Source organism: Tenacibaculum mesophilum, assembly GCF_003867075.1.
In the GTDB taxonomy this organism is placed as follows: Bacteria; Bacteroidota; Bacteroidia; order Flavobacteriales; family Flavobacteriaceae; genus Polaribacter; species Polaribacter mesophilus.
In genome coordinates, this window is record NZ_CP032544.1 from 3,047,454 (window position 1) to 3,074,071 (window position 26,618).

At 31.9% G+C, this 26,618-nt stretch carries 19 protein-coding genes; 11 read left to right on the forward strand and 8 right to left on the reverse strand.

Going from position 1 to position 26,618, the window contains the following annotated elements; all coding sequences use genetic code 11:
- Window position 1 precedes the first annotated feature (1 nt).
- The 3 genes from porM to D6200_RS13935 all read left to right on the forward strand — a co-directional run bounded on the left by porM (window position 2) and on the right by D6200_RS13935 (window position 3,544).
- Window positions 2-1,537: a type IX secretion system motor protein PorM/GldM gene (gene porM / locus D6200_RS13925; RefSeq protein WP_073181768.1), complete on the forward strand. Its 1,536-nt coding sequence runs from the start codon at window positions 2-4 to the stop codon at window positions 1,535-1,537.
- Between the two features lie 20 nt (window positions 1,538-1,557).
- Complete coding sequence (gene porN / locus D6200_RS13930) at window positions 1,558-2,418, forward strand: type IX secretion system ring subunit PorN/GldN (RefSeq protein ID WP_083574764.1); 861 nt, start codon at window positions 1,558-1,560, stop codon at window positions 2,416-2,418.
- A gap of 76 nt (window positions 2,419-2,494) precedes the next feature.
- The gene (locus D6200_RS13935) at window positions 2,495-3,544 is read left to right on the forward strand and encodes an NAD(P)/FAD-dependent oxidoreductase (protein WP_073181766.1); all 1,050 of its coding nucleotides are present in this window, start codon (window positions 2,495-2,497) and stop codon (window positions 3,542-3,544) included.
- A gap of 47 nt (window positions 3,545-3,591) precedes the next feature.
- Here D6200_RS13935 and D6200_RS13940 read toward each other — a convergent pair whose 3' ends face one another.
- The gene (locus D6200_RS13940) at window positions 3,592-3,987 is read right to left on the reverse strand and encodes a DUF983 domain-containing protein (protein ID WP_047788549.1); all 396 of its coding nucleotides are present in this window, start codon (window positions 3,985-3,987) and stop codon (window positions 3,592-3,594) included.
- A 119-nt stretch (window positions 3,988-4,106) separates the two neighbouring features.
- Between D6200_RS13940 and abc-f the strand changes: the two genes are divergently transcribed.
- A complete protein-coding gene (gene abc-f / locus D6200_RS13945; protein WP_073181764.1) occupies window positions 4,107-6,023 on the forward strand; it encodes a ribosomal protection-like ABC-F family protein in 1,917 nt (638 codons plus the stop codon).
- Between the two features lie 166 nt (window positions 6,024-6,189).
- On the opposite strand, the gene D6200_RS13950 is transcribed toward abc-f, so the two are convergent.
- Both D6200_RS13950 and D6200_RS13955 read right to left on the reverse strand, forming a co-directional pair.
- Complete coding sequence (locus tag D6200_RS13950) at window positions 6,190-6,822, reverse strand: hypothetical protein (RefSeq protein WP_073181762.1); 633 nt, start codon at window positions 6,820-6,822, stop codon at window positions 6,190-6,192.
- Between the two features lie 217 nt (window positions 6,823-7,039).
- A complete protein-coding gene (locus D6200_RS13955) occupies window positions 7,040-8,800 on the reverse strand; it encodes a DUF262 domain-containing protein (RefSeq protein WP_073181760.1) in 1,761 nt (586 codons plus the stop codon).
- Between the two features lie 606 nt (window positions 8,801-9,406).
- On the opposite strand from D6200_RS13955, the gene D6200_RS13960 reads away from it, so the two are divergent.
- Window positions 9,407-10,348: a 1-aminocyclopropane-1-carboxylate deaminase/D-cysteine desulfhydrase gene (locus D6200_RS13960; protein WP_073181758.1), complete on the forward strand. Its 942-nt coding sequence runs from the start codon at window positions 9,407-9,409 to the stop codon at window positions 10,346-10,348.
- Window positions 10,348-11,142 carry a glucosaminidase domain-containing protein gene (locus D6200_RS13965; protein WP_073181756.1) on the forward strand — a complete coding sequence of 265 codons (795 nt, stop codon included), beginning with the start codon at window positions 10,348-10,350 and terminating at the stop codon, window positions 11,140-11,142. The genes D6200_RS13960 and D6200_RS13965 overlap by 1 nt, the downstream gene beginning before the upstream one ends.
- Before the next feature lie 48 nt (window positions 11,143-11,190).
- Here D6200_RS13965 and D6200_RS13970 read toward each other — a convergent pair whose 3' ends face one another.
- Window positions 11,191-12,321 carry a VWA domain-containing protein gene (locus D6200_RS13970; protein WP_073181754.1) on the reverse strand — a complete coding sequence of 377 codons (1,131 nt, stop codon included), beginning with the start codon at window positions 12,319-12,321 and terminating at the stop codon, window positions 11,191-11,193.
- Between the two features lie 243 nt (window positions 12,322-12,564).
- Between D6200_RS13970 and D6200_RS13975 the strand changes: the two genes are divergently transcribed.
- From D6200_RS13975 to D6200_RS13990, 4 genes are read left to right on the forward strand one after another with little or no spacing between them, the layout of a single operon-like run.
- Complete coding sequence (locus tag D6200_RS13975; protein WP_125064433.1) at window positions 12,565-13,278, forward strand: hypothetical protein; 714 nt, start codon at window positions 12,565-12,567, stop codon at window positions 13,276-13,278.
- The gene (locus D6200_RS13980; RefSeq protein ID WP_073181753.1) at window positions 13,271-15,460 is read left to right on the forward strand and encodes a tetratricopeptide repeat-containing sensor histidine kinase; all 2,190 of its coding nucleotides are present in this window, start codon (window positions 13,271-13,273) and stop codon (window positions 15,458-15,460) included. The genes D6200_RS13975 and D6200_RS13980 overlap by 8 nt, the downstream gene beginning before the upstream one ends.
- A 2-nt stretch (window positions 15,461-15,462) precedes the next feature.
- On the forward strand, window positions 15,463-16,197 hold the full coding sequence (locus D6200_RS13985) for a LytR/AlgR family response regulator transcription factor (RefSeq protein ID WP_047788537.1): 735 nt from the start codon (window positions 15,463-15,465) through the stop codon (window positions 16,195-16,197).
- 6 nt (window positions 16,198-16,203) lie between these two features.
- The gene (locus tag D6200_RS13990; protein ID WP_073181751.1) at window positions 16,204-16,719 is read left to right on the forward strand and encodes a gamma carbonic anhydrase family protein; all 516 of its coding nucleotides are present in this window, start codon (window positions 16,204-16,206) and stop codon (window positions 16,717-16,719) included.
- 79 nt (window positions 16,720-16,798) lie between these two features.
- Here the strand turns inward: D6200_RS13990 and D6200_RS13995 are convergent, their stop codons facing one another.
- On the reverse strand, window positions 16,799-17,263 hold the full coding sequence (locus D6200_RS13995; RefSeq protein WP_073181749.1) for a hypothetical protein: 465 nt from the start codon (window positions 17,261-17,263) through the stop codon (window positions 16,799-16,801).
- 101 nt (window positions 17,264-17,364) lie between these two features.
- Between D6200_RS13995 and D6200_RS14000 the strand changes: the two genes are divergently transcribed.
- Complete coding sequence (locus D6200_RS14000; RefSeq protein ID WP_073181748.1) at window positions 17,365-18,345, forward strand: endonuclease/exonuclease/phosphatase family protein; 981 nt, start codon at window positions 17,365-17,367, stop codon at window positions 18,343-18,345.
- 116 nt (window positions 18,346-18,461) lie between these two features.
- Here D6200_RS14000 and D6200_RS14005 read toward each other — a convergent pair whose 3' ends face one another.
- The 3 genes from D6200_RS14005 to D6200_RS14015 are packed head-to-tail and all read right to left on the reverse strand — an operon-like array spanning window position 18,462 to window position 26,616.
- Window positions 18,462-19,796 carry a hypothetical protein gene (locus D6200_RS14005; RefSeq protein WP_073181746.1) on the reverse strand — a complete coding sequence of 445 codons (1,335 nt, stop codon included), beginning with the start codon at window positions 19,794-19,796 and terminating at the stop codon, window positions 18,462-18,464.
- Entirely contained in the window at window positions 19,793-25,984 is a 6,192-nt protein-coding gene (locus tag D6200_RS14010; protein WP_073181744.1) for a protein kinase domain-containing protein, read from the reverse strand. Before D6200_RS14010 ends, D6200_RS14005 begins: the two co-directional genes overlap by 4 nt.
- A complete protein-coding gene (locus D6200_RS14015) occupies window positions 25,981-26,616 on the reverse strand; it encodes a 4Fe-4S single cluster domain-containing protein (RefSeq protein ID WP_073181742.1) in 636 nt (211 codons plus the stop codon). Before D6200_RS14015 ends, D6200_RS14010 begins: the two co-directional genes overlap by 4 nt.
- Between the last annotated feature and the right edge of the window lie 2 nt (window positions 26,617-26,618).

Consider the following 26,618-nt stretch of genomic DNA (forward strand, 5'->3'; position numbering starts at 1 on the left):
TATGGCAGGAGGACAACTATCACCAAGGCAGAAGATGATTAACCTTATGTACTTAGTGTTTATTGCAATGTTAGCAATGAACATGAGTAAGGAAGTATTATCTGCCTTTGGATTAATGAATGAAAAGTTAACAGTAGCTAACCAAAAAGCAACAGAGAAAAATAAAACAGCTTACGAAACGTTAGCTCAAAAGGCAGCAGAACAAGCTAAGCAATACGGTGAAGCTAAGGAGAAAACAGATAAGTTAAAAGTAGCAGCTGATGAATTATATGCTTACGTAGGAGATTTAAAGAGCCAAATGACTGGTGATTTAGAAGATAAAAAAGCATATGAAACAATGGATAAGTCTAAATTTTTAGATGAATTGTTCTTTAAAGGAGGTAAAATATCAAAAAAAGGACAAGAATTTGTTGCTAAGATAGATGCTTTCAGAAATGATGCTGTTGCTGCTTTAGAAGGTACAGAAGTAGCAGATGTAATAGCCGCTCGTTTTAATACAAGTAAAGTAGAAAATAAAGACGGTAAAAAAATTGACTGGTTAAAATATCATTTTGAAGGTTTCCCTTTAATTGCGTCTTTAACTAAGTTAACTCAAATCCAAGCAGATATTAAAGCTACAGAATCTGATGCTTTAACAGCTTTATTACAAGGAGAATTACAAAGTGCTGTATCTATGACCAAATATGAAGCAATGGTTGTTTTTGATAAGAGTGCTTATTATCCTGGAGAAAACTTATCAGGTAGAATTGTATTAGGAAAAAAAGATCCTAATTTAACTGCAGAGAAAGTTATTATTAATGATAAAGAAGTTGAGCAAGAAAAAATTCAAGCAGGACAAGTTATTCTAGACGGTCCAGCAGGTAATGTAGGAGATAAGGAATTAAAAGGAGAGTTCCAATTTAAAGAAGGAGATTCTATTGTAAAAATAGATATTAAAGGAGCTTATGCTGTTATTCCTAGACCAAATGAAGCTCTAGTTTCTGCAGATAAAATGAATGTAGTATACCGTGGTTTAGCTAACCCGTTAACTATTTCTATTCCAGGAGTACCAGGAAATAAAGTTTCTGCAAAAGCTCCAGGATTGAAAAGAGTTAGAGGAGACAAGTATACTATGTATCCAGGAAAAGGTAGTGAGGTAAACATCGTAGTTACAGGAACTCCAACGGGTGCATCAAAAGGTGTACGTTCTGTTAAGAAATTTAGAATTAAAGACATACCACCAGCAGTAGGTATGGTTAGAGGTCAATATGGTACCGTAAAAATGCCAAAAGCTAGTTTAGGAAGAATAAGCGTAGCTGCAGGATTACCAGACTTCTTATTTGATTTAAAACTAAACGTATCTAGCTTTAAGGTTAAAGTACCAGGACAAGTAGCTATTTCAGTTAGTGGTAGAGGCTTAAACTCTAGAGCTAAAGCAGCTATAAATAAGGCTAGAAGAAATGATGTAATTACGATTTTTGATATCAAAGCATCAGTATCAGGTTCTAACTACAAAATTAAAAAAGTATTACCTGTTAGCGTAGAAATTACAAATTAATAAGTAAAAAATAAGAAAGTATGAATTGGAAGCGTTTTTATATGGTTTTATTCGCGTTTGCTGCGACAAGCTATGCAAGTGCACAAGCTAACCTTTTAAATGCTAAAAAGGTAGATGAAATTGGAGTTAAATCTGAAGCTCAAATAGCTTCAGAAGATGACAAACCACTTCCTTATGGCTACATTAGTGATAGAGATGTGTTATGGTCTAAAGTGGTGTGGGAATATGTAGATTTAAACCAGAAAATAAATCTACCTTATTATTACCCAATTGATACTATGAATGCAGGTCTTACAAGACGTTCTTTATTTGATACTTTATTAAAAGGTATCAAAAACGGTGAAATAACTGAGGTTTATAACGACTCTTATTTTACTACAAAGATTGGTATGAACGATATAGAAATGATGGTTCATAATCAACGTCAAAATGGAGATTATGTGGATGATTATTATGTACAGTCTCAGGATATTAAAGGATTTAAATTGAAAGGTATTTGGTATTTTGACAAACGCCAAGGTGAGTTAAAATATCGTTTATTAGCCTTAGCACCTATGGGGCCAGATGTACAAGTAATGGGAGTTGAAGAAATTGACGATAGTGAAAATGTATATCCATTATTTTGGGTGTTTTTCCCAGATGCTCGTGAAACGTTACATAGTTCGAAAGTATTCAACCCAGAAAATTCAGCACAACCACTTTCTTATGACAACTTGTTAAATGCAAGACGTTTTAACTCAACCATTTTGAGAGAAGAGAACATTTATGGAGACAGAGCTATTTCTGATTATGTTCGTGGTAACTCTTTATTTCAATTGTTAGAAGCAAATAGAATTAAAGAAGGTATTCGTAATAGAGAAATGGATATGTGGAATTATTAATATTCCTTTTCAGTATAAACAAAAAAGAGCTTGCATTGCAAGCTCTTTTTTATTACAATAGTAGTACTTTTGAATTATGAATAAAGAGGTAGATTATATCATCGTTGGCTTAGGGTTATCAGGAATAGCCTTTACAGAACAATTAATTAAAAACAATAAAAGTTTTATTGTTTTTGAAAATACTTCACAAGTATCTTCAGTAGTTGCTGGTGGAGTATACAATCCTGTAATCTTAAAACGATTTACGCCAGTTTGGAATGGACATGAACAACTAGAAAAGGCAATCCCTTTTTATGAAGAACTAGAAGAAAAGTTACAACTTAACTTAGATTATAAATTTACTACTAAAAAAGTATTTTCAAGTGTAGGAGATGAAAACAATTGGTTCATTGCATCAGATAAACCAATGTTGTCTTACTATATGAATCCAAAAATATCAAAAAAAAAAATAAAAGGAATTATAGGTAATTATGGATTTGGAGAATTAAAAGGAACAGGAAGAATTGATACCCCTTTATTAGTAAAGTCTTATAAAGAGTATATAAAATCATTAAAAAGTCTCCTAGAACAAGCCTTTGACTATTCAAAAGTTACTATTCAAGAAGATAAAGTAAGTTATGATAATATTACAGCAAAAAGAATTGTGTTTAGTGAAGGATTTGGTTTAAAGAAAAACCCATTTTTTAATTATTTGCCTTTAAATGGAACGAAAGGAGAAACGATAACAATTCATGCTCCCGAACTAAAAATAGATTTTTTATTAAAAGGCAGTGTATTTATAATGCCGTTAGGTGACGATACATATAAAGTAGGAGCTACTTTTAATTGGACAGATAAAACATCAGTTCCAACAGAAGAAGGAAGAAAAGAGTTGGAAGAAAAATTACAAAAGATAATATCAGTTCCATATACAGTAATTGAACAATCAGCAGGAATACGCCCTACAGTAAAAGATAGAAGACCTTTAGTAGGAAAACATCCAGAATATCAAAAATTAGCTATTTTAAACGGCTTAGGAACACGTGGTGTAATGATTGCCCCAACTGTTGCAGAAAACTTATATAATCATCTCGAGAAGGGTGAAGAGTTGGATAAAGAAATAAATATAAAAAGGTTCGTTGAATAACGAACCTTTTTATATTTTAAGAAATAATAAACTTATTCCTAGTAGAGTTATTTTTCTGATTGTAATTCTTTGGCGTTCTTTTTATAACCCACAAATAGGTTAATCCAAATAATTCTTGAAAGTCTTAATGTAATAGGTGTTAATATTAAAGAAACAACTATTATAGCTATGAAACTATGTAAAATAGATAAGCCAATAAAAACTTTAGCAATAATAAAAATAGCAACAAAAAGAGCTACTGCAAGCGCGTAATTTACATACATCGCACCAAAGAAAAAAGAAGGCTCCATCATGTACTTAAAATTACATTGAGGACAATTTTCATGTAAAGTAGTTACTTTTTTAGGGTTGAAGTTAAGTTTGTATTTAAAGAAGTCTCCTTCATGACATCGAGGACATTTACTATTAAAAATACTATACAATTTACTTCCTTTTCCAAACATTTCTTATGGGTATTAAGTTCGATTAACTATTTGCTTTTTGTAAGTTTGTACAAATTTCAACAAAAATAAAACTATCGTTTGTAACTCTAGTTACAAAACTAAAGTAATTTGCTAAAAATATGTTAAACGTACACGATGTATCAGTTTCATTTATGGGAACAGATTTGTTTTCTGGAATCACTTTTAAGTTAATAAAAGGAGACAGAATTGGATTGATTGGAAAAAATGGAGCAGGAAAATCTACCTTATTAAAAGTTTTATCAAAAGATATTGAAAGTAGTGGCGGAACACTGGCATTTGATAAAGATGTACGTATAGGGTTTTTACGACAGGATATTGATTTTGTACATGGAAGAACTATTTTAGAAGAAGCATACCAAGCATTTACTGAAATTAAAGAAATTGAACTAGAGCTTGATGAAATTAATCGTCAACTAGCAGAAAGAACTGATTATGAAAGTGAAGCGTATAATCAATTAATTATTGATTTAAACGAGAAAACTGAACGTTACGAGTTACTTGGTGGATATAACTACCAAGGAGAAACCGAAAAGATTTTACAAGGGTTAGGTTTTCAACGAGAAGATTTTGATAAGTTAACTGATACTTTTTCTGGAGGTTGGCGTATGCGTATTGAACTTGCAAAACTCCTTCTTCAGAATAATGATATTTTATTACTCGATGAGCCCACAAACCACTTAGATATTGAGTCGATTATTTGGTTAGAAAACTTTTTAAAAAACTATGCAGGAGCTATCGTTTTAGTATCGCACGATAAGATGTTTTTAGATAATGTAACCAATCGTACTATAGAAATTTCGTTAGGTCAAATCTACGATTATAAAAAACCGTACTCTGAGTTCCTAAAACTGCGAGCAGAGATTAAAGAAAAGCAGCTGCAAACACAGAAAAATCAACAGAAGGAAATAGAACATACCGAAAAATTAATAGAGAAATTCCGTGCAAAAGCTAGCAAAGCTTCCATGGCACAATCGTTAATTAAAAAGTTAGAAAAAGTAGAACGTATTGAAGTAGACCAAGATGATAATTCAGTAATGAATGTTCGTTTTGCTATATCAAAAGAACCTGGTAAAATTATTGTTGAAGCTGAAAATTTAACCAAGAATTACGGAGAAAAAGAGGTCTTAAAAGATGTAAATTTATTGATTGAGCGCAATAGTAGAATCGCTTTTGTAGGACAAAACGGACAAGGAAAATCTACCTTGGCCAAAATGATGGTAGGGGAAATTCCGTTTGAAGGAGACTTAAAACTAGGACACAATGTAGAAATAGGTTACTTTGCACAAAATCAGTCGGAAGAATTACCACCAGAGAAAACGGTGCTAGAAATTATGGAAGATGCTGCTACGGATAGTAATAGAATGCGTGTAAGAGACATGTTAGGTTCGTTTTTATTTGGTGGAGAAGCGGTAGATAAAAAAGCCAAAGTACTATCAGGAGGTGAGCGAAATCGTTTGGCGTTGTGTAAGTTGTTGCTATCGCCATTTAATGTGTTAATAATGGATGAGCCTACCAACCACTTAGATATTGCTTCTAAAAATGTGTTGAAAAAAGCACTACAAAATTTTGACGGTACGTTAATCGTCGTATCTCACGACCGTGATTTTTTACAAGGATTAACAACTACGGTTTACGGATTTAAAGACCGTGAAATAAAAGAATATTTAGGAGATATTGATTATTTCTTAGAGCAACACAAAATGGAAAGTTTGCGCGATGCTGAGAAAAGAACCGTAGTAACTAAAGAAAAAGATACTTCTAAAAAAGAAGCCTATCAATTATCAAGAGAGCAAGAAAAAGAATTAAAAAAGTTAAAAAATAAGCTAAATAAAATTGAAACACAAATAGCAAATTTAGAGGCTGAAATAGAAAAAATAGATTTAGAATTAGCACAGAACTACGATGAAGTATCTTCACGTCCTAACTTCTTCGAAAACTACAAAGCAAAAAAGGCGAAAGTTGATGCACTAATGGAAGAGTGGGAACAAGTTGAGGAGCAGTTAGTTGATTTTTAATATTAAGAATAAAAGTAAAAACTTGTTTTAATAACGGTGTGTAATAAGCTACTAAAAGAATCTTTTGCCATAGTAAAAAGTAGTAAATATAAAAGTACGTTGGTTTAAAAAAGTATAAAATTTACTTGTTTTTTACCTCAGTTCTTTGTTGCCAGTAGTTTTTTATTCATAAGTGACTTAAATTCAATTCCATTATGTTGGTTAAAGTATCTACTTTGAAATAAAACGGTTCAGCTCTATTTATTTCGTTGTTATTATGTTCAAAATTAAATCCACTATCGTATTTTTTCCACGAGCCTTTGTTCGATTCCAGTTCCGTACTTTTTAGAATTTGTTCTACAATTTTTTTCTCGTCAGATTGTTTGTATTCGATTGTCAGTCCGATTGAATAATCAGAATCAAAAGCTCCTTCTGTGTGTTCAATAAGATTTTCCAAAACCTTAAAATCTTCTGGGATAATTAAGTCTGTTTTTTCTTCAATTAACGGTTCAATTCTGTCCAAAGCTAATTCTCCATCAGGTTTGTTCATTATTCCAGCAAACATATATGCCATAAATCCAAAGAACAAAATTGGTACTGCCAAAAATGATAATTGAAAAAATCCAATTAAGATTCTTCTTTTGAAAAATTGCAAAACCGATGAAATTAGTAATACAAATCCAAAAAATATGAGAAGATAAAATCCGAAATCGGTATTTGGAAAAATCGCTCCACTAATAAAAAGAATAATAGAAATTCCGAAAAGCAATATTGGAATCCTCCATTTTGTAACTAAATATTTCTTTAAAATTTCGGTCATTTTAAATTACTGGCAACGGTCTAGGCTATGAGTAGTGCGGGATTTCAGAGCCGAAAACTTTCGGTTTGGTACGGACGGTAGCCAAAGCTACGCTTTGCGTTTTACCTTTTATTTTTCCGAAAACGTCAAAGCGTAGCTTTGGCGGAATGGAAGCCCGAAACTTCGATTTAGCACTTAAACCCGCATTACTTATAGCCATTGTTAGCACACGTTTTTTTTATTCAACAGTTTCTTCGGTCAGCAATATTTTACTGAACTCTTCTGTCAACAATTTTTCCCTTTCTTCAAAGAATTCGATAAAATTTTCAAAGTCCAATTCTACGTTCGGAATGTAATGGACTTCTTTAAATTGGTCTTGATTTCTTTGGTCTGGATAAATTTTGTTTAACCAAATTTTAAATTCAATATCCTTTTTCTCAATGTTTGGAATTGCTCCGATTAATTGCAGATTTCCGATGTAGTTGAACCAATCATAAAACGTTTCAATATCTTCTTCCGAAATTCCACGTTTTCGCAATTTTGCTTTTGTAAAAAGACTTTTTGGGAATATATGGTCAATATGGAATTGATTGCTGTAATCTAATTGAGGATAAAGCAATGATAAAATTGAAAACGTAAATCCTTGTCCGTATTTGTAATGTGTCAAATTTTCGATGTCTTCTGTCGAGAAGAGCAATGATTTGGTTGTTCCTTTAAACTTGTCAATTATTAATTCTGTCGGGAAATTATCGTGGTTTTCAAGAATTATTTTTCTAATTGGTCTTAAAACGTTGTCAGGTTGTCCACTAAATGCTCTTTTGACAAGTGAAAGAATTAACCACTTCTTAATTTTCTCTTTGTCCGCTAAATTTTTTGTTGAAGTTGGATAGCTATCAGTTGCTCCGATTTTATACAGATAGTATGCAATTGGAATGATAGCATTGTTAGAAGTTAAAGTTTCTCGGTTGTAGCCAAAACTTGAAACAAGTTTCACAGCTATTCTGATTGCACTTGTAAGAGCATCCCAATTCTGCTCAATTTTGAGCATATTGGCTTTGTTGAAGTTATCTACTTTAAATGCAAAATCTGAAAATTCATTAATTACGAGACTTGATTTTAGTACAAAATCTTTATTAAAGTTAAAACCACCACCAATATCGTTTATTTCATCTACAAACTTTATTATTTCTTCCCTTGCGTCTTTTTCTTCCCATTGAGCCGTTGCGATAGACAGTAAAAGGTCTGAATAACTCAAAACAGTTCCACCGCTGTTAATTCTAATGAAGATGTTAAGCACCTTATCCAAAGATTGACTTTGTTCCTTGTAGTAGCTTATCAAAGGCGTTATGTGAATGACGTTATGAAGTTTGAACAAGGCGTTATTTGCAAATTCTGCCTGTTCGGGCGTGTAATTTTGAAATATTTGATTTCTTATTAGGTATGAATTTACTTCTCCTGGCTCTTTTAAATTTAAAATGTCGCCAACTCTAAACCAATAACTGTTCTCGTCATTTTCTGATGCTTCTTCGTCTGTCAAGAAGGTAAAATCATATTCAAGTTCGGAATCTTCTGATTTGCCTACTAAATTTAGATAGAGTTTTTTCTTTGGATATGCTAAATCATTATCCCATCTTTTTCGAGGTAATTTTTCTGCAAAACTCCCTTTTAATGCAATGTAAATTGAAGTTAATCTTTGTTGTCCGTCTAAAATTGCGGTAATTCCTTCTTCTCCGCTAACGTCAGCTTTTGAATTGTGTCGTCTGTCTCTTTCGTGAAATTCTCGTAGAAACTCGTAAAATTCATAATCGTTCACACTTTCTTTGTCCACTTGCCAAAACAGAAAGGAACTTATCGGATAATTTCGCATTATACTGTCAAACAGTCTTTCAATTTGGTAGGTATTCCAAACAAATTCTCTTTGGATTGCTGGAAGTAAGTATTTTTTCTTGTGGATGCTATTTACAACATCCGATATTTTCAAAGCTGTTTCGTATGACATTTCTATTTCTGTTGGTTTTGTTCAAATGTGTGCTAACTAGTTTATATGCGTAATAAAATTACTTATATATTCCTTTTACGGTAGGATATGCGTAACTTTTAGCAATTTTATTAACACTTTCAAATATAAAGAAATAAGATAAAAAGGGTAACTTTTTTATCGGGATTATAAACGAAGTCTAATAGGGGTTGTCTTCCCTTTCAGTAATAGGAGCAACTTTAAACAAGTTGACACACTTTATTGAATAGTCTCCTTATTGGGTCGCTGATATTACGGCGTGCTCCGAAGACACCGCGGCATACTCCGAAGACACCGCGGCATGGGTCGCTGATATCACGGCGTGCTCCGAAGACACCGCGGCAAGGGTCGCTGATATTACGGCATGCTCCGTTGACACTGCGGCATGGGTCGCTGATATCACGGCACGCTCCGAAGACACCACGGCATGGGTCGCTGATATTACGGCATGCTCCGAAGACACCACGGCACGATTAGTTAATACTTTTCACTACTATGTTGTTATTTTTTTTAAAAATTACCATTGGTATAGTAGGGGATAAACTAAAATAGATTAAAGGCTTATTTTTGCATTGATAACTTTTTAAAATGCTGTTTAAACTAGAAATTCCCATACCAGAAAACCAACAAATTCACTTACCTATTTTAACAACAAAAGAGGTTGAACTTTTTATAAAAAGAGAAGATACTATTCATCCATTCGTTTCAGGCAATAAATTCAGAAAACTGAAGTATAATATTGCAGAAGCAAAACAACAAAAAAAAGAAATCTTATTAACTTTTGGAGGCGCTTTTTCAAACCATATTGCAGCTACTGCTGCTGCAGGAAAAATGGCAGGTTTTAAAACAATAGGAATTATTAGAGGTGATGAACTTGGAAAGGATGTAGCCAAAACACTTTTACAAAACGAAACCTTGAGAAAAGCTTACGAAAGTGGTATGCAATTTAAGTTTATTACTAGAGAAGCCTACCGAAGTAAAACATCTGAAGAATTTATTAATCAGTTAAAAAAAGAATTTGGTAATTTTTACCTAATTCCTGAAGGAGGAACAAATGCTTTAGCTGTAAAAGGTTGCGAGGAGATTTTAACAAATGAAGATGAAAAATTCAATTATATTTGCTGCGCAGTAGGTACTGGAGGAACGATTTCTGGATTGATAAATTCGGCCAAAAAGAATCAAAAGGTAATTGGGTTTCCTGCACTAAAAGGTGATTTCTTAGCAGAAGAAATAACACCTTATGCAAAAGAAAGTAAAAATTGGAACTTGCAAACCAACTATCATTTTGGAGGTTACGGAAAATATACTGAAGAGTTAATCCGTTTTATAAATGAATTTAAAGGGCAAACAGGTATTTTATTAGATCCAGTTTATACAGCGAAAATGTTATTTGGAATACTAGATTTAGTAGCAAGAGATATGTTTTCGAAAAACAGTAAAATACTAGTAATTCATACAGGAGGTTTACAAGGAATAGCAGGAGTAAACCAGAAATTAAAGAATAAAAATAAAGAGTTAATAAAGGTTTAATGAAAATAAAGGTAGTTTTTTTAGTAGTTTGTGCGGCAATATTTACAAGTTGCGGGTCGGGTAAAAATGTGGTAAAAAATACACCAAAAGAGGTGGTTTTAGAACCTAGAGAAGAAAAAATGCCTGAGTTACCACAGTTAGAGCAAATACAAAAGCCAATATCAACAACTACAAACCATACCGAGGCCTATATTCAAAAATTTGCACCAATTGCAGTGAAGAAAATGCACGAACATGGTATTCCTGCTAGTATTACCTTAGCGCAAGGAGTATTGGAATCGGGGAGTGGAAGAAGCCCTTTAGCTCGAAGATCAAACAATCACTTTGGCATTAAATGTCATAGAGGTTGGCAAGGTAATAGTGTAACTCATGATGATGATGAAAAAGGAGAATGTTTTAGAAAATATAAATACCCTGAAACTTCGTATGAAGATCACTCACAGTTTTTACTAACTCGTAAACGATATGCAAGTTTATTTAGATTAAGGCATACAGATTATAAAGGTTGGGCATACGGGTTAAAAAGAGCAGGATATGCAACGGACAGAAAATATCCTCAAAAATTAATTTCTATTATTACAAAGTATAACTTAGATAAATACGATCGAGTTAGAAGAGATGGTTCTTTAGCAGTAAAAACGCCAACGTATAAAACAACTTCACATAAAGTTCAAAAAGGAGATACGCTATACTCTATATCAAGAAGATATAATGTTTCGGTACAACAATTGAAAAAGATGAACGGTTTAAGTGATAATAACATTAGTATTGGGCAAGATCTATTGGTAAAATAAAAAAAGCGGAGTTTTACTCCGCTTTAACTAACCAAACCCCAATTAAAACTACCAAGAGTAATTTTTCTTTTCTGCTTGTTTTTTAATAGCTTTAATCATAACACTTTCTAACTCATTTTTTTTAGAACTTTCCCTTTGTTTTTTAGCTACATACGTTTTTCTTTTTTTATTTAATTCTTGAATTTTTTGTTGAATTTCAGTACGCTCTTTACGTTTTTTCTCCACATACATTTTAATTTCTTTGGCAGATTTGTTTTGTAACTGTTTAGGAAGCTGCTTCTTTTTTAAAGAACCATAATCAATTTCTTTTTCTTTTGAAGCATCCACCAAATCCCATTCAGCATTTTTATATAGTTTAGAGCTTTTAGTTACGGCACGTTTTACAACTACAGCTTCATCTAAACTCTCAGCATTCATGTCTTGCTTCGCTTGGTTACTATATTTAGAATATCCATAAGAACCATAGTGAATATAGGTGGCATTTAAACGTTTGTTTAAAATAATAATATCGTTGTCATAAGGTGTTACAATATGTACAATGTGTTTGTTTTGATTAATAGTCATATAATCACCATCTCCATAAATAGCTCCGTCTTGCCATCTTCCAGTAATCCCTTGGTTATAATCACCGCAGAATATTGTGTTAACTATAATATCTTTTTCTTTAGCATTAGTAATAGCATCTTTATAGTTTACTTTTCCTTGAGTAAAAGGCTCGTTTCCGGCGATAAAAATCATTTTTAAATCACGTTTATTAGTTCCCCAATCCAATTCGTTTAAAGAAGTTTGTATTACTTGACCACAATATTCACTTCCGCCATTAGTGCTTAAAGAAAAAAGATGTTCAGAAATCTCATCTAAATCACTCGTAAATTGTAAAACCTGTTGGATATATCCTTCTTTAGGAGATAAACTTGAATTTCCGTATTCGTATAAAGCAATTTCTAAGTTAGGAGTAATGCCATTACATTTAGCATATGATAACTCATTTACAATCTCCCATAGTTGAGCTTTTGCTTGATTGATAAGTCCATCCATACTATTACTGGTATCCAGTAACAAAGCAACTTTAACAGTTTGTTTTTTTACCTTTCTTATAGGGGTGTTTTTGTTGGCAAATGTAGTTGTTGTTAGTAGTATTAAGCAAAAGAAAAATACTTTTAATGTGTACGTTTTCATAATTTTTATTTTTAGTTATTAATTGGGTATAAGTTTGATTGGTGTTAATTTCTATTCAAAATTACTTCCAACTTTCTTCTTAAAAAATACAGAATGAGTGAATAGGTTGTTTCATTTAGGGAAATAACAAGTTAAATGAGCAACATCTATTTTTTGACTGTTTTTTGTGGAGTTTTAATGGTTTAGGTGTTTTTTTGTATGGCTTTTTGTGAGTATGTTTACACAAATAAAAAATTAATAAACATGAGAAAAGAAGTAATTTTAATATTCCTTTTTTTAGGAATTATATGTTTGAGTTGTGAGCCGAAAACCAGAAATGAAACTAATGAAATAACTGTTTTAGATAAAACTAAAAAAGAAATTAAAGTCGATACTTCTTTAATTAAAATAGCTGATTTACCTATACATATTGATAGTACAAATTATCTTATACACCCTGTAGGATATGGAAATAATAAGGAAGTAAATAAAAGCTATTTTTCATTAAGCAAAGGAGGAAAAACATATCATTTGACAGATTTCTATGATAATGAAATTAATGGAATGATGATTAACCTTAAATTTCAAAAATTAGGGTCAGATAAGTTTACATCATTAACGAAAGAAAATATCCATATATCTTCTGTAAGCTTTTTAAGAGAGATATTTAATGTTACAAAACAGCAAATATTAATGTATAAAGTTATTGATAGCGATACTAATGATGATAAAAAACTCGGTTATGAGGATGATATAAGTTTGTACTTAAGTAAAATTGATGGTACAAATTTTATTAAAATTTCACCTCAAAAACAAAAAGTAATAAATGTTAAGGAGTTAGTTGAAAATAAAAGACTGTATTTTAAAACAACAGAAAAAATAAAATCAGAAGAAGATAAATTACAAATACATTATTTTTATGTTGATTTAACTAATGAAAATTTTAATGTGGTTGAATATTTTCCAGTAAATGATTAAAAAAATATACATAGTATTTCTTTTCCTTTCATTCGCTGCTTTTTCTCAAACAAAGGAAAATACAGCTAAAGATTTTTTAGTAAAAGTTCAAGTAGTTAGTAAAGAGACGCGTGAGCCTATAAAAGATGCGAGTGTAGAAGTAAATGGAAGAACATATCGATTTTCTGAAATAACGGGAAGCTATACAGTAAAAGCCACAGTAGGAAGCCAATTAGAAGTATCACATCCTAGTTTTAATCGTGTTTTTTATACAATTAGAGATGATGAAGATATAAAGGTGGAAGTAGAAGATTTTACGCCCCAAAAAAAATCAAAACTAAGCTCTTATAGTACAAGAAAACAAACAGGTTTATATTCACAATATTTAGATTCTGTTCAGTTTTACAAAAAGAAAAATATTGATAAGAGCTTGTCTTTTGTTGAAAAGACGTTGTTGATAGACCCAAATAAAAGCCAAAGAGCTACTGTGTTTAAAGAATTAGCTGAGGTGTACTTTTATTGGAAACAGTACGATTTAGCGGTTGAGAATTATCAAATTTCCTTACAAGAAGTAAACTCGCCTAGGGTTCGTTTGAAACTGGCAAAAGCAGCATTTTTATCGGAAGATTATAACAGTAGTGAACAAAACTATATACAAAGCCTACAAAGCGGGGTGCTTAATAATTACTTACGTTTAACTGCATACCAAGGATTGGGAGATGTGTACTTAGCTCAAAAAAACTATAACAAGGCTAAAGCAAACTACGAAAAAGGATTAGAAATTGCGAAAAAGAATTTAATCACACCTAAAATAACAGACTTAAACTCTAAGCTAGCAGAAGTTTTTGCAGCCCAAGGAAACACACAAAAAGCAGATGGCTATTTTAAAAACTCATTAAAATTAGCATCCGAAGAAAACAAAAAGCGCTCGTTAAAAGAACAGCAAAAAGTAGCCGATTTTTATAATAAATCTCAACGATACGACGAAGAAATTCAGTTGCGAAAAGAAAGCCTAAAAGAAGCAGATAATATAGTTGTAGAAGCGGAAAGCAACGAATCTTTGGTAGATTCAATTACCTCACAAAAAATCAACTATAAAATAGGAAATGCCTACATGCAAAAATCTGAATATGAAGAGGCAATCCCGTATTTAAAAAAGAGTATTGCAGATGCGGATAAAAACAAAGACTTAATTATTCAAAAAGACGCGACTAAGCGTTTATCGGAAGTATATGCTACGGTTGGAGATTACACAGAAGCTCTAAAAACGTATCAAGATTATGTAAAATTGGTAGATACTTTATATTCACGAAAAGAACAGGAAATTCAACAAGTAAAACGTTTTAGTAAACGAATTTCAGATAACCAAAACAGAATAGTAAGTTTAGAAAAAGACAAAGAATTAACAGATAGTAAAATAAGTTTAGCATACAAAGACCAGCAATTGGTAGAGGAGAGTAATAGACGTCAAAAATGGATTATTTATTCATTAATTGGAGGTTTTTTATTAATGGTTTTATTGGTGTATTTTATGTTTAGAACGAATAAACAACAAAAGTTAGCCAATAATTTATTGGCTTTAAAATCGATGCGGTCACAGATGAATCCGCACTTTATTTTCAATGCATTGAATTCAGTTAACAGTTTTATTGCAGTAAGTGACGAGCGAAGCGCAAATAGATATTTGTCAGAGTTTTCGGTATTAATGCGTTCGGTATTAGAAAATTCAGATGAAGATTTCATACCGTTAACCAAAGAAATTGAGTTGTTAGAATTGTATGTGAAGTTAGAGCACAACCGGTTTAAAGATAAGTTTGATTATACTATTAATATAGACAAAAGTATACCTTTAGATGAATATTCGATTCCACCAATGTTATTGCAACCGTATATAGAAAATGCAATTTGGCATGGACTTAGATACAAACAAGAAAAGGGAAAACTTCAAATTTCAATGCTTCCAAAAAATAATGATTCTATTACTATTTTAATTGAAGATGATGGGGTTGGAAGAGAGAAATCAATAAAAATGAAGACGAAGAACCAACTCAAACAAAAATCAAAAGGAATGAGTACAATAAAAAATAGAATTGCTATTTTAAATAATATGTATCAGGATAAAATATCTGTGGTGGTTTTAAATGCTTTTGAAGATGGAAGCGGAACTAAAGTAGCATTGATACTAAAAAAGGATAAAAATTAGCAATGAAAATAAAAGCAATTATAGTTGAAGATGAGCAAATAAGTAGAGATATTTTACGAAACTATATTACTAAATACTGTCCTAATGTAACCTTGTTAGGAGAAGCAAGTAATATTGAAGAAGCACTAAAACTAATTGAAAAACACGAATTGGACTTGGTGTTTTTAGATGTAGAAATGCCTTTTGGAAATGCTTTTGACTTGTTAGAAAAAGTAGAAAATCAAACTTTTGAAACAGTTTTTGTAACTGCTTACGATCATTACGCGATTGAGGCATTAAATAATCAAGCAACTTATTATTTGTTAAAACCAATTTCAATCGACGAGTTGATTAAAGCAGTAGGTATTGTAACTGAAATTAAAGAGAAAGAAAATGAGTTAGAAACTAATGTGTTAACTCCCAAAATGACTCATCAAGTAAATGGGAAAATTACGATTCCGCAACAAGATGGATTTGAAGTAGTAGCTGTTGAGGAAATTTTATTTTGCAAAGCAGATGATAACTACACGGAAATCTATTTTGATAATTCTAAAAAAGTGGTAAGTAAAACACTTAAATATTTTGAAGAAGCTTTAAAAGACAGTTCTTTTGTTAGGGTACATAAATCGTATTTAGTCAACGTTAATGAAATAGTAAAGTATAAAAAAGGAAAAGGAGGAAGTGTTGTGCTATCAAACGAGAAAGAAATTATGGTTTCAGCATCAAAAAAAGCAAATTTATTATCATATTTTAAATAAAAATTTATGCCAATTATAAAACCAGTAAGAGGAAAACACCCACAAATTCCAAATGATTGTTACATTGCAGAAAACGCAACTATTGTAGGCGATGTACAAATGGGGGAGTCGTGTAGTGTATGGTTTAATGCAGTGATTCGCGGAGATGTACACTATATAAAAATGGGAGATAAAGTAAATGTACAAGATGGTGCAGTAATACATGCAACATATCAAAAATCACCAACAACTATTGGAAATAATGTGTCTATTGGTCATAATGCCTTAGTACATGGGTGCACTATTCATGATAATGTGTTGGTAGGTATGGGAAGTATTATCATGGATGATTGTGTAGTAGAGTCAAATTCTATTATTGCAGCAGGTGCTGTAGTTACTAAAAATACACATATTGAAAGTGGAAGTGTGTACGCTGGGGTTCCAGCAAAAAAAGTAAAAGATATTTCCAAAGAACTTATTTCAGATGAAATTGATCGAATTGCCAATAATTATGTGAAATATTCAAGTTGGTTTAAAGAATAATGAAAAATAAAAAAGCCTGGTTCTGTTTCCAAAACCGAGCTTTTTTTTCAATCAAAAACTAATCTACTATAAATCGATATTACCTATCGCTTTTATTTTCTTTATGATGCTTTCTTTTTTTGTGTATTTTGCGATCACCTTTCTTGCTATGTCTCTTTATTTTTCGAGCAGCCATTTTTTCATAACGTTCATATTGTTGCTCATTTAAAATACGTTTCATTTCAGTTTTGTAAGCAATTTGTTTGTCAAGCATTTTACTTTTCATAGCATATTTCTGATCAGCAGTAGGTTTAGTACCGCTTTTTTTCATAGCTTTTCTTTTAGCCCACATTTCCTGTCTTTCAGAAATTTGCTCTGCTACTAAAGGCTTCACTTGTTTTTGTTGAGACTCTGTTAAATCAAGCTGTAAGGTCATTTTTTTTACAGCTAATTCTGTTTTTTGCTCTACAGTTAATTTTTCATGTTTAGTTTTATCTCTCTTTTGAGCTTGAGTAGTAACAGTAAAACCAACTGCTAAAATCAAGAGTGTTAGTGCTTTCTTCATGTTGTTAAATTTTAAGGTTTATTAATTATTTACGCTTCTAAGACCGTTGCAGATTAAAAAAGTTTAAATTTGAAACTATATTTAACATTTTTTTATTTTTTATGAAGTTAATTTTCAGAATTGCTGTAAGGTTTTTATTGGTGGTTATAGGAGTGTTTGCAATCTTTTTTTTCTGGGCATCATCCCCAACAATGGATGAAGCAGAGTATGCTAAAGTTATTACGCATGAGTATGCGAGTACAACTGATAATGATTCAATCTATAGCATAGTAACCTACAATATTGGGTACTTAAGTGGGATGACAAATAACCGAGCAGTAGCAAAACCTAAGCAATTGTTTGAAGGAAATATGAAAAAGGTATTAACTGAAATAAAAAAAGTAAATCCAGATATTATAGCGCTTCAAGAAGTTGATTACAATGCAGCTAGATCTTATAAAGTAAACCAAGAAGAAAAACTAGCAGAACTAGGTTATAATTATGTAGCAAGAGGTGTAAACTGGGATGAGAATTATGTGCCTTTTCCATACTGGCCACCAAGTATGCACTTTGGTAAAATAGTTTCAGGTCAATCAATTTTAAGTAAATATGAGTTAAAAGACTATGAGCGTATCGTTTTAGAACGAGTAGCTGATAACCCTTTTTATAGAGACGCTTTGTATTTAGACAGGTTGGTACAAGTGGTAAAAGTTAAGGTAGAAGGAAAAGAAGTGGTAGTAATAAATTTACATTTAGAAGCATTTGATAAAGCAACGAGAGTAAGACAGTTTGAGTACGTATTGAATCTTTTTAATAAGTATAAGAGTCAATACCCTACAATTTTATTAGGAGATTTTAACTCAAAAGCTAGAGATAGTGAAGCCGTTATTCAAAAAATGTTTGCAATGGATGGAGTAGGAAATGCTGCTTTTTCAACTGAAAATCCTGAGAATACTTTTGATACAAAAAATCCAGAAGAACGTATTGATTATATTTTTTACACCAAGGATTTTATAGAGTATGTAGAGGGAAGTGTATTAAAAAAGTTCGGACAGGCATCAGATCATTTGCCTATTGAAATGAAGTTTAAATTAAAAAAATAAAGAAGCTTGGTAAAGCTCCAAGCTTCTTTATTTAAATATAGAGTTGTTTTCATAGCTACCTTACAATAAGATACTGTCTATAGTGGTATGTAGTTATACATATTTTTGTATTGAATTTAAACATTTTTTCTTTTCTTGGATTGATTTTCTCTTTTTACATAATCATTACCTAGAGCAATTTCTTTCATTTTTACTGCACCTGCTTCTTCTGCTTTATCCACAACAATAGATAAATTTTGGCTTTCTAAAATAGTTTTAATATCGTAAAATTCATCACACCAAATTTCTTCCTGATTTTTGTCTAGATTTGGACTTCGTTCATTATTTCTATTTTTATCGGCAACAACTCGTGCTTGAATGCGGCTTAGGTTTTTGGGACTCATAAACTCTACACCATATAACGAATTTTTAGCTTTTTTTACCACTAAGCTCCCATTTTCAACCCATGCAGTTTCCATTGTGTCATTAACTTCATAACCTGCATTTTGTAATGCCTTTTTAATAGCCTTTCGTCGAGTTTCAATAATGATTTTCTCCGAAACTTCAGTATACAAGTATTTGGCTTTTTCTAAGGCATCTTTTACATCATTTAGATTATCTGAATTAAGTAAGGCTATCCATTTATCAATAAAACTCAGATTCAATTCTAAAGATTCTAATTGGTCAATGGCTGTTTTGAGCTTTTCTTTAGCTTCCCGTAATGCCAATTGATTTTTACTGAACTCGGCTACCTGAATAGTTAATGAATCCAATAACAAATCGTAATTAGGAGCTTCTTCTTCTAATTCGGCACAACGATTCATAAATTCGTGTATTTTGTTCTGAGGAATTTCAGAAATATACATTTCCTTTAACGCGTTTTCCAATTTTTTTAGTCTGGAAATTACTTTAGGACGATTGGAACGCCATTTTTGTACAGACAGCAAACTGTCACCAGAAGATAATCGTTCTTGAATTGCTTTTTGTTCATTTGTCAGTGTTTGAGAATTAAAAGAAGCTTCTTTTAAAAGGCTATACAAATAATCTACTTTTTCACGATATTCTTCTATTTCATTTATATTTGAAGGAGTGTCGAAATCTTGGAAATCAATGCTTTTGTTTTTAAGTAAAAAGCGTAATTCGTTATGTGTACTCTTTAGGTTCTTAAAAGATTCCCATTTAGAAGTCCTAATTTTAACTACTTTTTTTACCAAATTCTTTTTTTCCTTATCTAGAAACTCGATTTGTCCCGAAACTTCTCGCTCTATTTTTCTATAATCATCTTCTGAAATATTTTGGTAATACTCCAATGTTTCATCCAAAGCACCTTGAAGTTCTTCTGTAAACATATTATGTTTGATGGCATAAGCCTTCACGTGTTCTATTTTGTTTTTTAATCTAGTTAACCACCTTTTCTTTATCAATTTTCGCTCAGCTGGGGTAACGATTCGTACAACTTTTGGTCCGCTCATGGTGTGTTGTTTAAAGCATTTTGTATGGCGTGTTTCAGCCTTAATTTTTCATTATCTGTATCTTGTAACCACTTATAAGAGGTAGTTCTATGTATATGAGGAATCGATTTTTTTAAAATCAATGGGCGCCATATTTCACGATGTCTTGCATCTTTAAGTAATGAGTTTTGAGGTACATCACATTCAATTCCAATAACAAATCGTCCTGTGTTTTTATCTTCAATGGCTAAATCTAAATAAAAAACATTGTTATCATTATTTTCCACGGTTTCATAACCCAAGCTGTGAATGTAATTTCTAACAGTATTTTTAAAACCATCGTTATTTAGTGTTTTACTTTCTTCTATTTTTCTTGATGAAAGCCTTTTTAACGATTGATTAGCAACCTCTATTTGATTACTAAAATGTGTTTCGGTATATTTCAAATAGCCCTGAATATAATCTCTTGGTTTTGATGGAGATCGTCCTGTAGAAAGCATATCAGAAATATCTTTGATGGGCATTGAGGTGGCAATAACTACTTTATGTCTTGCTCTTGTAATAGCTACATTGAGTCTTCTTTCTCCACCACGATGCCCTAAAGCTCCAAAATTGCGGCGGAAAACTCCTTGTTTATTAAAACCAAATGTAGTGCTAAATAAAATCATATCACGTTCATCTCCTTGAACATTCTCTACATTCTTAACAAAAAAGCCCATGGCTTCTCCTTCTTGTTGTTTGTTACGTTCACGATTTAAAACTTCCATAAAAGCATCATCTGAAAGCGCTTTTTCTTCAATTTTATCTTCAATAAGATCTGCTTGTTTTTTATTGAAGGTTACAATACCTGTACTTAAAATTTCATTTTCAGTTAATTGCCAGTGGTTATATAAGTATTCAATTAGCACTTCAGCTTCAGTTTCGTTGGTTTGTTCATTATAAACACCATTAACTCGAATGACTTCTAGAGGTTTTACTTTTTTAATTTCGTTTTTAGGATGATAAGCAGGAATATGTAATTGACCAGCATAAAAGGCATGGTTAGAAAAGTTGATAAGTGCTTTGTATTGAGAACGGTAATGAATTTGAAGTGTTGTGGTGGGAAGAACCGTTTTGGCTAATGTTAATAAATCTGGACAATCTTTGACTTCTTTTTTATTCCAAGCCTCTTCATATAGAGTTAATTCTTCTTCGGAATTATCCTCACTGAGTTCGATATTTATGCCTTCACTTTCGTCATCATCCATTTTATGACCAAAGAAGTTTGCCGGAGGCATTTGCTTTTCATCACCACTTACAATTACACGTTTTGCACGATAAAGTGAAGGGATTGAATGATCAATTAACATTTGAGAAGCTTCATCAAAAATTACTACATCAAACAATCCCGCTTGTAAAGGTAAAGCTTGTGAAACTACCTCTGGGCTCATCAACCAAATTGGACGAATATTCATTAAGCCTAAATTGTTGCCTAAATGAATAAATTCTCGTAGTTTTTTATAGTTCTGCCCTCGTAGACGTGTAATACCATGCCATTGTGACTTTGAGCCAATTTTTTCAAAGTCATAGTTTAAGTTAAGTAGTTCTTTGTTTAATGTTTTTATTTCAGCTAAACTATTTTCTAACAATCGTACATTTTGGTCAATTTCACTATCAGCCATTAGTAAGGCTGGTGTTTCTTTTTCAATACGTTGTTTCCAACCCAATAAACCTTCTCGTCGTATTGTTTTTTGGATAATTTTAGGCCAACGTTCAGAGGTGTATTGAGTAATTTTATTTTCGTAATTCCTAAAAATTGCTAAAAGTTGTAATGTTTTGTCTTCTTGAAGTTTATCTCCTAGTCTTATCCTAAATTTTTGATATGGAATAAAGTGGTTTATGTCTTGGGACATTTTTTGAATGACAGATAAATCGGTATTGTTATTTTTTATGTTTGAATGGAAAAAATTAAAACTAGAATCTATTAACCATTGTTTTAAGTCAGTTAGTTTTTCGTAGGATTCTTGTCTTTTTTCAAAACGATTACTAGCACTGCTTAATTCTTTTATGAAATTTTGAAATTCAGATTCTTTTCCGGATTTTAAAACTTTTTTAGCTTCATCTTTTAAAGGGCATTTTTTTAATGCTTTTACTAAAACAATCGTGTCTAATAGTTCGCTGATTTTATCACTAATTTTCACAGCAAGAAACTTAGGGTTTGTAATGGTTTCTACTGTATTGTTTAACTTTATTAATATATCATTAAAGTGATTTCGGTAAGCTCTAAAAGTAATTTCGTACTCAGAATTTGTTTTTAATAGTTTTATATTTTCTTTATTGGAGTGAAGTTCAAGTTCTTTTAAGACTTTCTTCAATAGAAATTGATGTTTCCATGTTAAAGGATTAAGAAACTTAAAAATGGATGTATTTAGATAGCTGTCACAAGCTCGAATTACTTCTTCTAGGATTTCATTATCAGTTTGTATTAACCAACTCGAAAAATAGATTTTTTTGTATTTGAAAATCAGTATTTTGAGGTCTGATAGTAATTGTTTTAGTTCATCAAGAATATCGTCACCAATGGACTTTTCATTGAATTCATCCCAAATAAAATCAAGCCAAATTTTAGCATTTTTAGCTTCTGTATCAGTAATATTTAGGAGTTTTTGTTCGTTTTTATACAGCCATGCTTTATAAAATTGAGCGTGTTCATTATCATAGACTCCTGTGGTTTGTTTTATACAATCTACTCTTTTTTCTTCAATCTCATTAAAAAGCTCTATATCTTGCTTAATTGCTTTTTTTGTTGCGTCATCATATTGTGTTATTTTTAAATTGGAAAGCGCATTATTTTCATATTTTGAAGGCACCCATTCACGCATTAACGTACTGATTTCCGTTTCAAGAATGTTCAAATCATCTGCTGAAGTATTTTCTAGAAAATTTCGGGCTTCAGGAATATCAATATAATCACTATGTTGAATTTCAATGAGTTCAGATAAAATGTTTCGATAACTTGCGCCTGCTTGATCGTCCAGTACATGAATCTCTTTAGAAATTATATTCAATTTCGATTCGATTCTATCAATTTGTTTTGCCAAGTTATTTCGCTTGAATGTGATTTTTTCAAGAATATTTTGTTGCTCAGATTTGTTTAAATCGAAAGAAACCTGTTCACGAATACTTCGAATAATTTCTTGTCTATCTTTAGCAATATCAGTGATAGAAAGAGCTCTTTTTTCTAGACCTACAGCCTCTAACCGTTTCATAATTACCTGAATTGCTGCTCTTTTTTGAGAGACTACTAATACTTTTTCCTTTCTACCAATACAATCGGAAATAATATTAACAATCGTCTGGCTTTTCCCTGTTCCAGGTGGACCTTCAATGACAATACCTGGTTTTAATCGACTATGCATTACTGCGTGTTCTTGTGAAGGATCTACATTAACGACAGTAAATCGATTATTTTCTGATTGTATGGGCTTATATTCGGGTGTTTGTGGCGTGCTTATTTTTAAAATTGGTTCCATAGCTGTTCCCGAATGTGGTAATTTTTGAAGTAAACGCAAATCTTCACTAATTGATTGACCTGTAAAATTGGCATTAAAAATTACTCCAGAGCTATGTAGTTCAAGACCTATATCTTCCATCATGTAAGTAACTTCAGGATGAGTAACAAGTTTTGAAGTTTTGTGTTTTACAAATGAACCGAAGGCATCGATAACCTCAGAAACACTTAGAGATTGCCTACTTAAAACCTCATTATAAATTTGTGTTATTCTTTTGTAATTTTCAGGTTCTAAGGAGCTTGAAAGAGCTGGGTTTAGTCGAATTTCTTCACGAACTTTGTCGAAACCAATTTTTAGTGTAGGGTTTGATCGGTATTTAAATTCCAGTGTAATTGGCCATAAAATAATAGGTAATATTCGGGGACGATTATTTTTTTTGAACTGACTAATTAGGAACGGAAACCCTAAATATAAAGAGTCTAAACCGGTATCGCGTTTAAAGTTTGCTGTTCTTAAAACTAACCTCCTTGTTCGGTAACTAAGTAATGGGTTTTGGCTGAAACTTAATGGATCTATTTTTTCCGTACTAGATGAGCGATTAATAATACTATTGAGTATTTTTTCTGAAGGTTTTAATGAGGTTCCTAATGTCTTTAAATCTAAACGAGGTGAATGTTTAGAAATAACTAATCTAACTAAAGGACCTCTAGAGGAAGTATGAATAATCTTTTTTTCAAAAAAGTTTAATAAACTAGAAGCATATTCATGCTTTGGTGGTGTAATCCATTTATCTTTGGGAATAGATAAACATAAAATTGATTGCAATATGGGTAATCGTCTTTCTATCCTGAAACGATCTGCCCAACGATTTAAGTTATTGTTATCACTTAGTGAAAACCCTTCTAAAAGCTCGTGTAGAGATTCGTAAATTTCTAGTCTGGATTTTATTAGAGTTTCTCTAAAAAAACTTTCATTAGATTCAATTTTTATTTCTCTTGCCAAATTAGTAGCTTCTTTTACTAATTGATTTAAGGAGATAAATTGATCTTGTTGAGCGCTTAAAATAAGTATCAAATCTTCTTCACTAAGTCGGATGTCTCCCATTAAATCAGATAAACTGATGTTTTTGGCATCAGGATAAATTTGACGTAACAGATTCAATTCAGATTTTAATCGTACCCTAGAAGTACTTAGTGTATTAATCTTGAGCTTGTCATTATCCAATTCAATACCTAAACTCTTTGCTTTTTGCAAAACATTTTGTTTTCTACTCTTGAGGTTAACCAACCATTTTTCACGTGAAAGTGTGTTTAAATAATCAGGAATGTTTCCTTCTATAAGCTCTGAAGCGAGTGTTGGATTGCCAAGTAACCATGCAGGAATAATAATTTGTCCTCGCCAAGTAAGTGGTAAAGCTTCATTGAGGTGCATTAAAGCTAAGGAAAACCTCCACTCCAAATCGATATCTTCTTTAGAGCGTAAGTTTCTAATAGTAGCAGCTATTTTTCCTTCTCCAAGGATTTCTTTTACCCAATTTGAAATTTCACCAGAAGTAAATAAGGTCAAACTTTTTTTCCAATTATTTTCCTCTGCTGCCGCAAGTGCAAAATAGCTTACATTGGTGTAAGTTGTATCTCCAAGTTGGATGGTTTTTTCCTTTTTTTGATCAGTCCCCGAAGTAGCTTCTATAGGAGGAGCAACATATTCTTTATTCAGCCATTTTTCTACTTGTTCCCAGCGCCAACGTTTAAGAGGGTCTCTACATAACAAGCCTTTTAGCAATAAAAGTATACGTTCATCAATACCTTCTGGAATTTGAACGCCTCTGGTTACCAAATGGATCATGAACGCCTTGTCATTAATGTTTTCAAAGAACGCTCCTTTGGTAATTTGCTCTAAAACTATCATTCCTAAACTCCACCAATCCGAGGCAGGACTTACTCCGCCAATGATAGCTTCCGGAGCTGTATACCGAGTTAATTGTATAGGGGTATCGGTATCAAGATCATAATCTGATAACCTTGCAGAACTGTAATCGATAATTACCAAATCGAAGGTTTCATTATCACGGATTAGAATGTTTTTAGGACATAAATTACGATGTCTAAAACCAGCTTCTGAGAAATCTCGTAGTGCTCGACCGATTTCGTTTACTAAAGTTTCGAGTCTGTTTTCTTTTATATATCCTAAATCATTGAGTGATCCTCCTTCGATATGCTCAGAAACTTCAAAAAATCGATTGTTCCAATAACCTGTTTTTACTAATCTAGCAATATGATCAACATCTGCTCGGTGCAGTACATCATAAATTGTTTTATCAGGCTCAGAATTTTCATGATAGTAAGTTAAAAAAAAGTGTTTTTCATTAGTGTCTTTAACTAAAAAACATTCTTTGGTAGCTCCTGAAATCTCGATAGGTTCAATAATGGTGTATGCATCAATTTTCTTGAGGGCTTCTTCTTTAATTGTTAATTCTTGAATGTCAGCACCACATTCCATGCACATAAAATCGTCTTCTCCAACTTCATGCCCGTTTTCACAAAGGCGTTTGATTGATTCTTCAGCTTCAGGATGAATTTCGATTCGACCGCCTACTGGAGTTTGGGGTACATTCATTAATAACCAACTACATGTTGAATTACTGATTATGTTTTGGCAATACATTTCGGTTACTGGTCGTTCAGTATTACATGCAGGACAAAGTCGTATGTGTTTCATTTCTTATGTTGCTTTATCACCGCTTGAGTATTGGTTGTTTCAACGTTGTTTTGTCGAAAACTTTCAGTTATTTTATTCATTCCATTAATAGGTATGCCTGCCATCCAAAGAGTCTCATTATTAAACTGAATGTCTAATTTACTTTCGGGTTTTTTGTTTAAATATTTAGCAAAGCTTTGCGCTCCTAAATTAGTAAGAAAATGAATTTGTTGATTGTCACTTCCTAATAAAGCTCGGGTTTGGGCTTTTGTATAGTCATAAGGTTCAGAAATTAACACATCGATTAATTTCTCCTGAACAACTTTTTTATATTTTAATTCTTGGAAAGAGTATCCACTGTAAACTAACAAGGAAAGTTTATAAGGTTTAAGAAATTTTAGCAAATTTTGTAAAGCAGGTTCTTGATCAAAGGGTTCTCCGCCGGAAATAGTAATTCCATCGCATGTTGGAAGCCACTTTTTTAATAGATTTTTTACTTCTTCTATATTTATTGAATTGGTTTTGAATTGCCAGGTATCTGCTGAGATACATCCTTCACAATGTAGAGAGCAGCCTTGAAACCAAATGCCAACTCTTTGCCCTGGACCAAGTGTAGTTACTGGAAAGTGTAAACGAGAGATTCCTATTTTCATTC

Coding starts and splice junctions, on each gene's coding strand:
- porM (WP_073181768.1), top strand. CDS start 2: ATGGCAGGAGGACAACTATCACCAAGGCAGAAGATGATTAACCTTATG.
- porN (WP_083574764.1), top strand. CDS start 1,558: ATGAATTGGAAGCGTTTTTATATGGTTTTATTCGCGTTTGCTGCGACA.
- D6200_RS13935 (WP_073181766.1), top strand. CDS start 2,495: ATGAATAAAGAGGTAGATTATATCATCGTTGGCTTAGGGTTATCAGGA.
- D6200_RS13940 (WP_047788549.1), bottom strand. CDS start 3,987: ATGTTTGGAAAAGGAAGTAAATTGTATAGTATTTTTAATAGTAAATGT.
- abc-f (WP_073181764.1), top strand. CDS start 4,107: ATGTTAAACGTACACGATGTATCAGTTTCATTTATGGGAACAGATTTG.
- D6200_RS13950 (WP_073181762.1), bottom strand. CDS start 6,822: ATGACCGAAATTTTAAAGAAATATTTAGTTACAAAATGGAGGATTCCA.
- D6200_RS13955 (WP_073181760.1), bottom strand. CDS start 8,800: ATGTCATACGAAACAGCTTTGAAAATATCGGATGTTGTAAATAGCATC.
- D6200_RS13960 (WP_073181758.1), top strand. CDS start 9,407: ATGCTGTTTAAACTAGAAATTCCCATACCAGAAAACCAACAAATTCAC.
- D6200_RS13965 (WP_073181756.1), top strand. CDS start 10,348: ATGAAAATAAAGGTAGTTTTTTTAGTAGTTTGTGCGGCAATATTTACA.
- D6200_RS13970 (WP_073181754.1), bottom strand. CDS start 12,321: ATGAAAACGTACACATTAAAAGTATTTTTCTTTTGCTTAATACTACTA.
- D6200_RS13975 (WP_125064433.1), top strand. CDS start 12,565: ATGAGAAAAGAAGTAATTTTAATATTCCTTTTTTTAGGAATTATATGT.
- D6200_RS13980 (WP_073181753.1), top strand. CDS start 13,271: ATGATTAAAAAAATATACATAGTATTTCTTTTCCTTTCATTCGCTGCT.
- D6200_RS13985 (WP_047788537.1), top strand. CDS start 15,463: ATGAAAATAAAAGCAATTATAGTTGAAGATGAGCAAATAAGTAGAGAT.
- D6200_RS13990 (WP_073181751.1), top strand. CDS start 16,204: ATGCCAATTATAAAACCAGTAAGAGGAAAACACCCACAAATTCCAAAT.
- D6200_RS13995 (WP_073181749.1), bottom strand. CDS start 17,263: ATGAAGAAAGCACTAACACTCTTGATTTTAGCAGTTGGTTTTACTGTT.
- D6200_RS14000 (WP_073181748.1), top strand. CDS start 17,365: ATGAAGTTAATTTTCAGAATTGCTGTAAGGTTTTTATTGGTGGTTATA.
- D6200_RS14005 (WP_073181746.1), bottom strand. CDS start 19,796: ATGAGCGGACCAAAAGTTGTACGAATCGTTACCCCAGCTGAGCGAAAA.
- D6200_RS14010 (WP_073181744.1), bottom strand. CDS start 25,984: ATGAAACACATACGACTTTGTCCTGCATGTAATACTGAACGACCAGTA.
- D6200_RS14015 (WP_073181742.1), bottom strand. CDS start 26,616: ATGAAAATAGGAATCTCTCGTTTACACTTTCCAGTAACTACACTTGGT.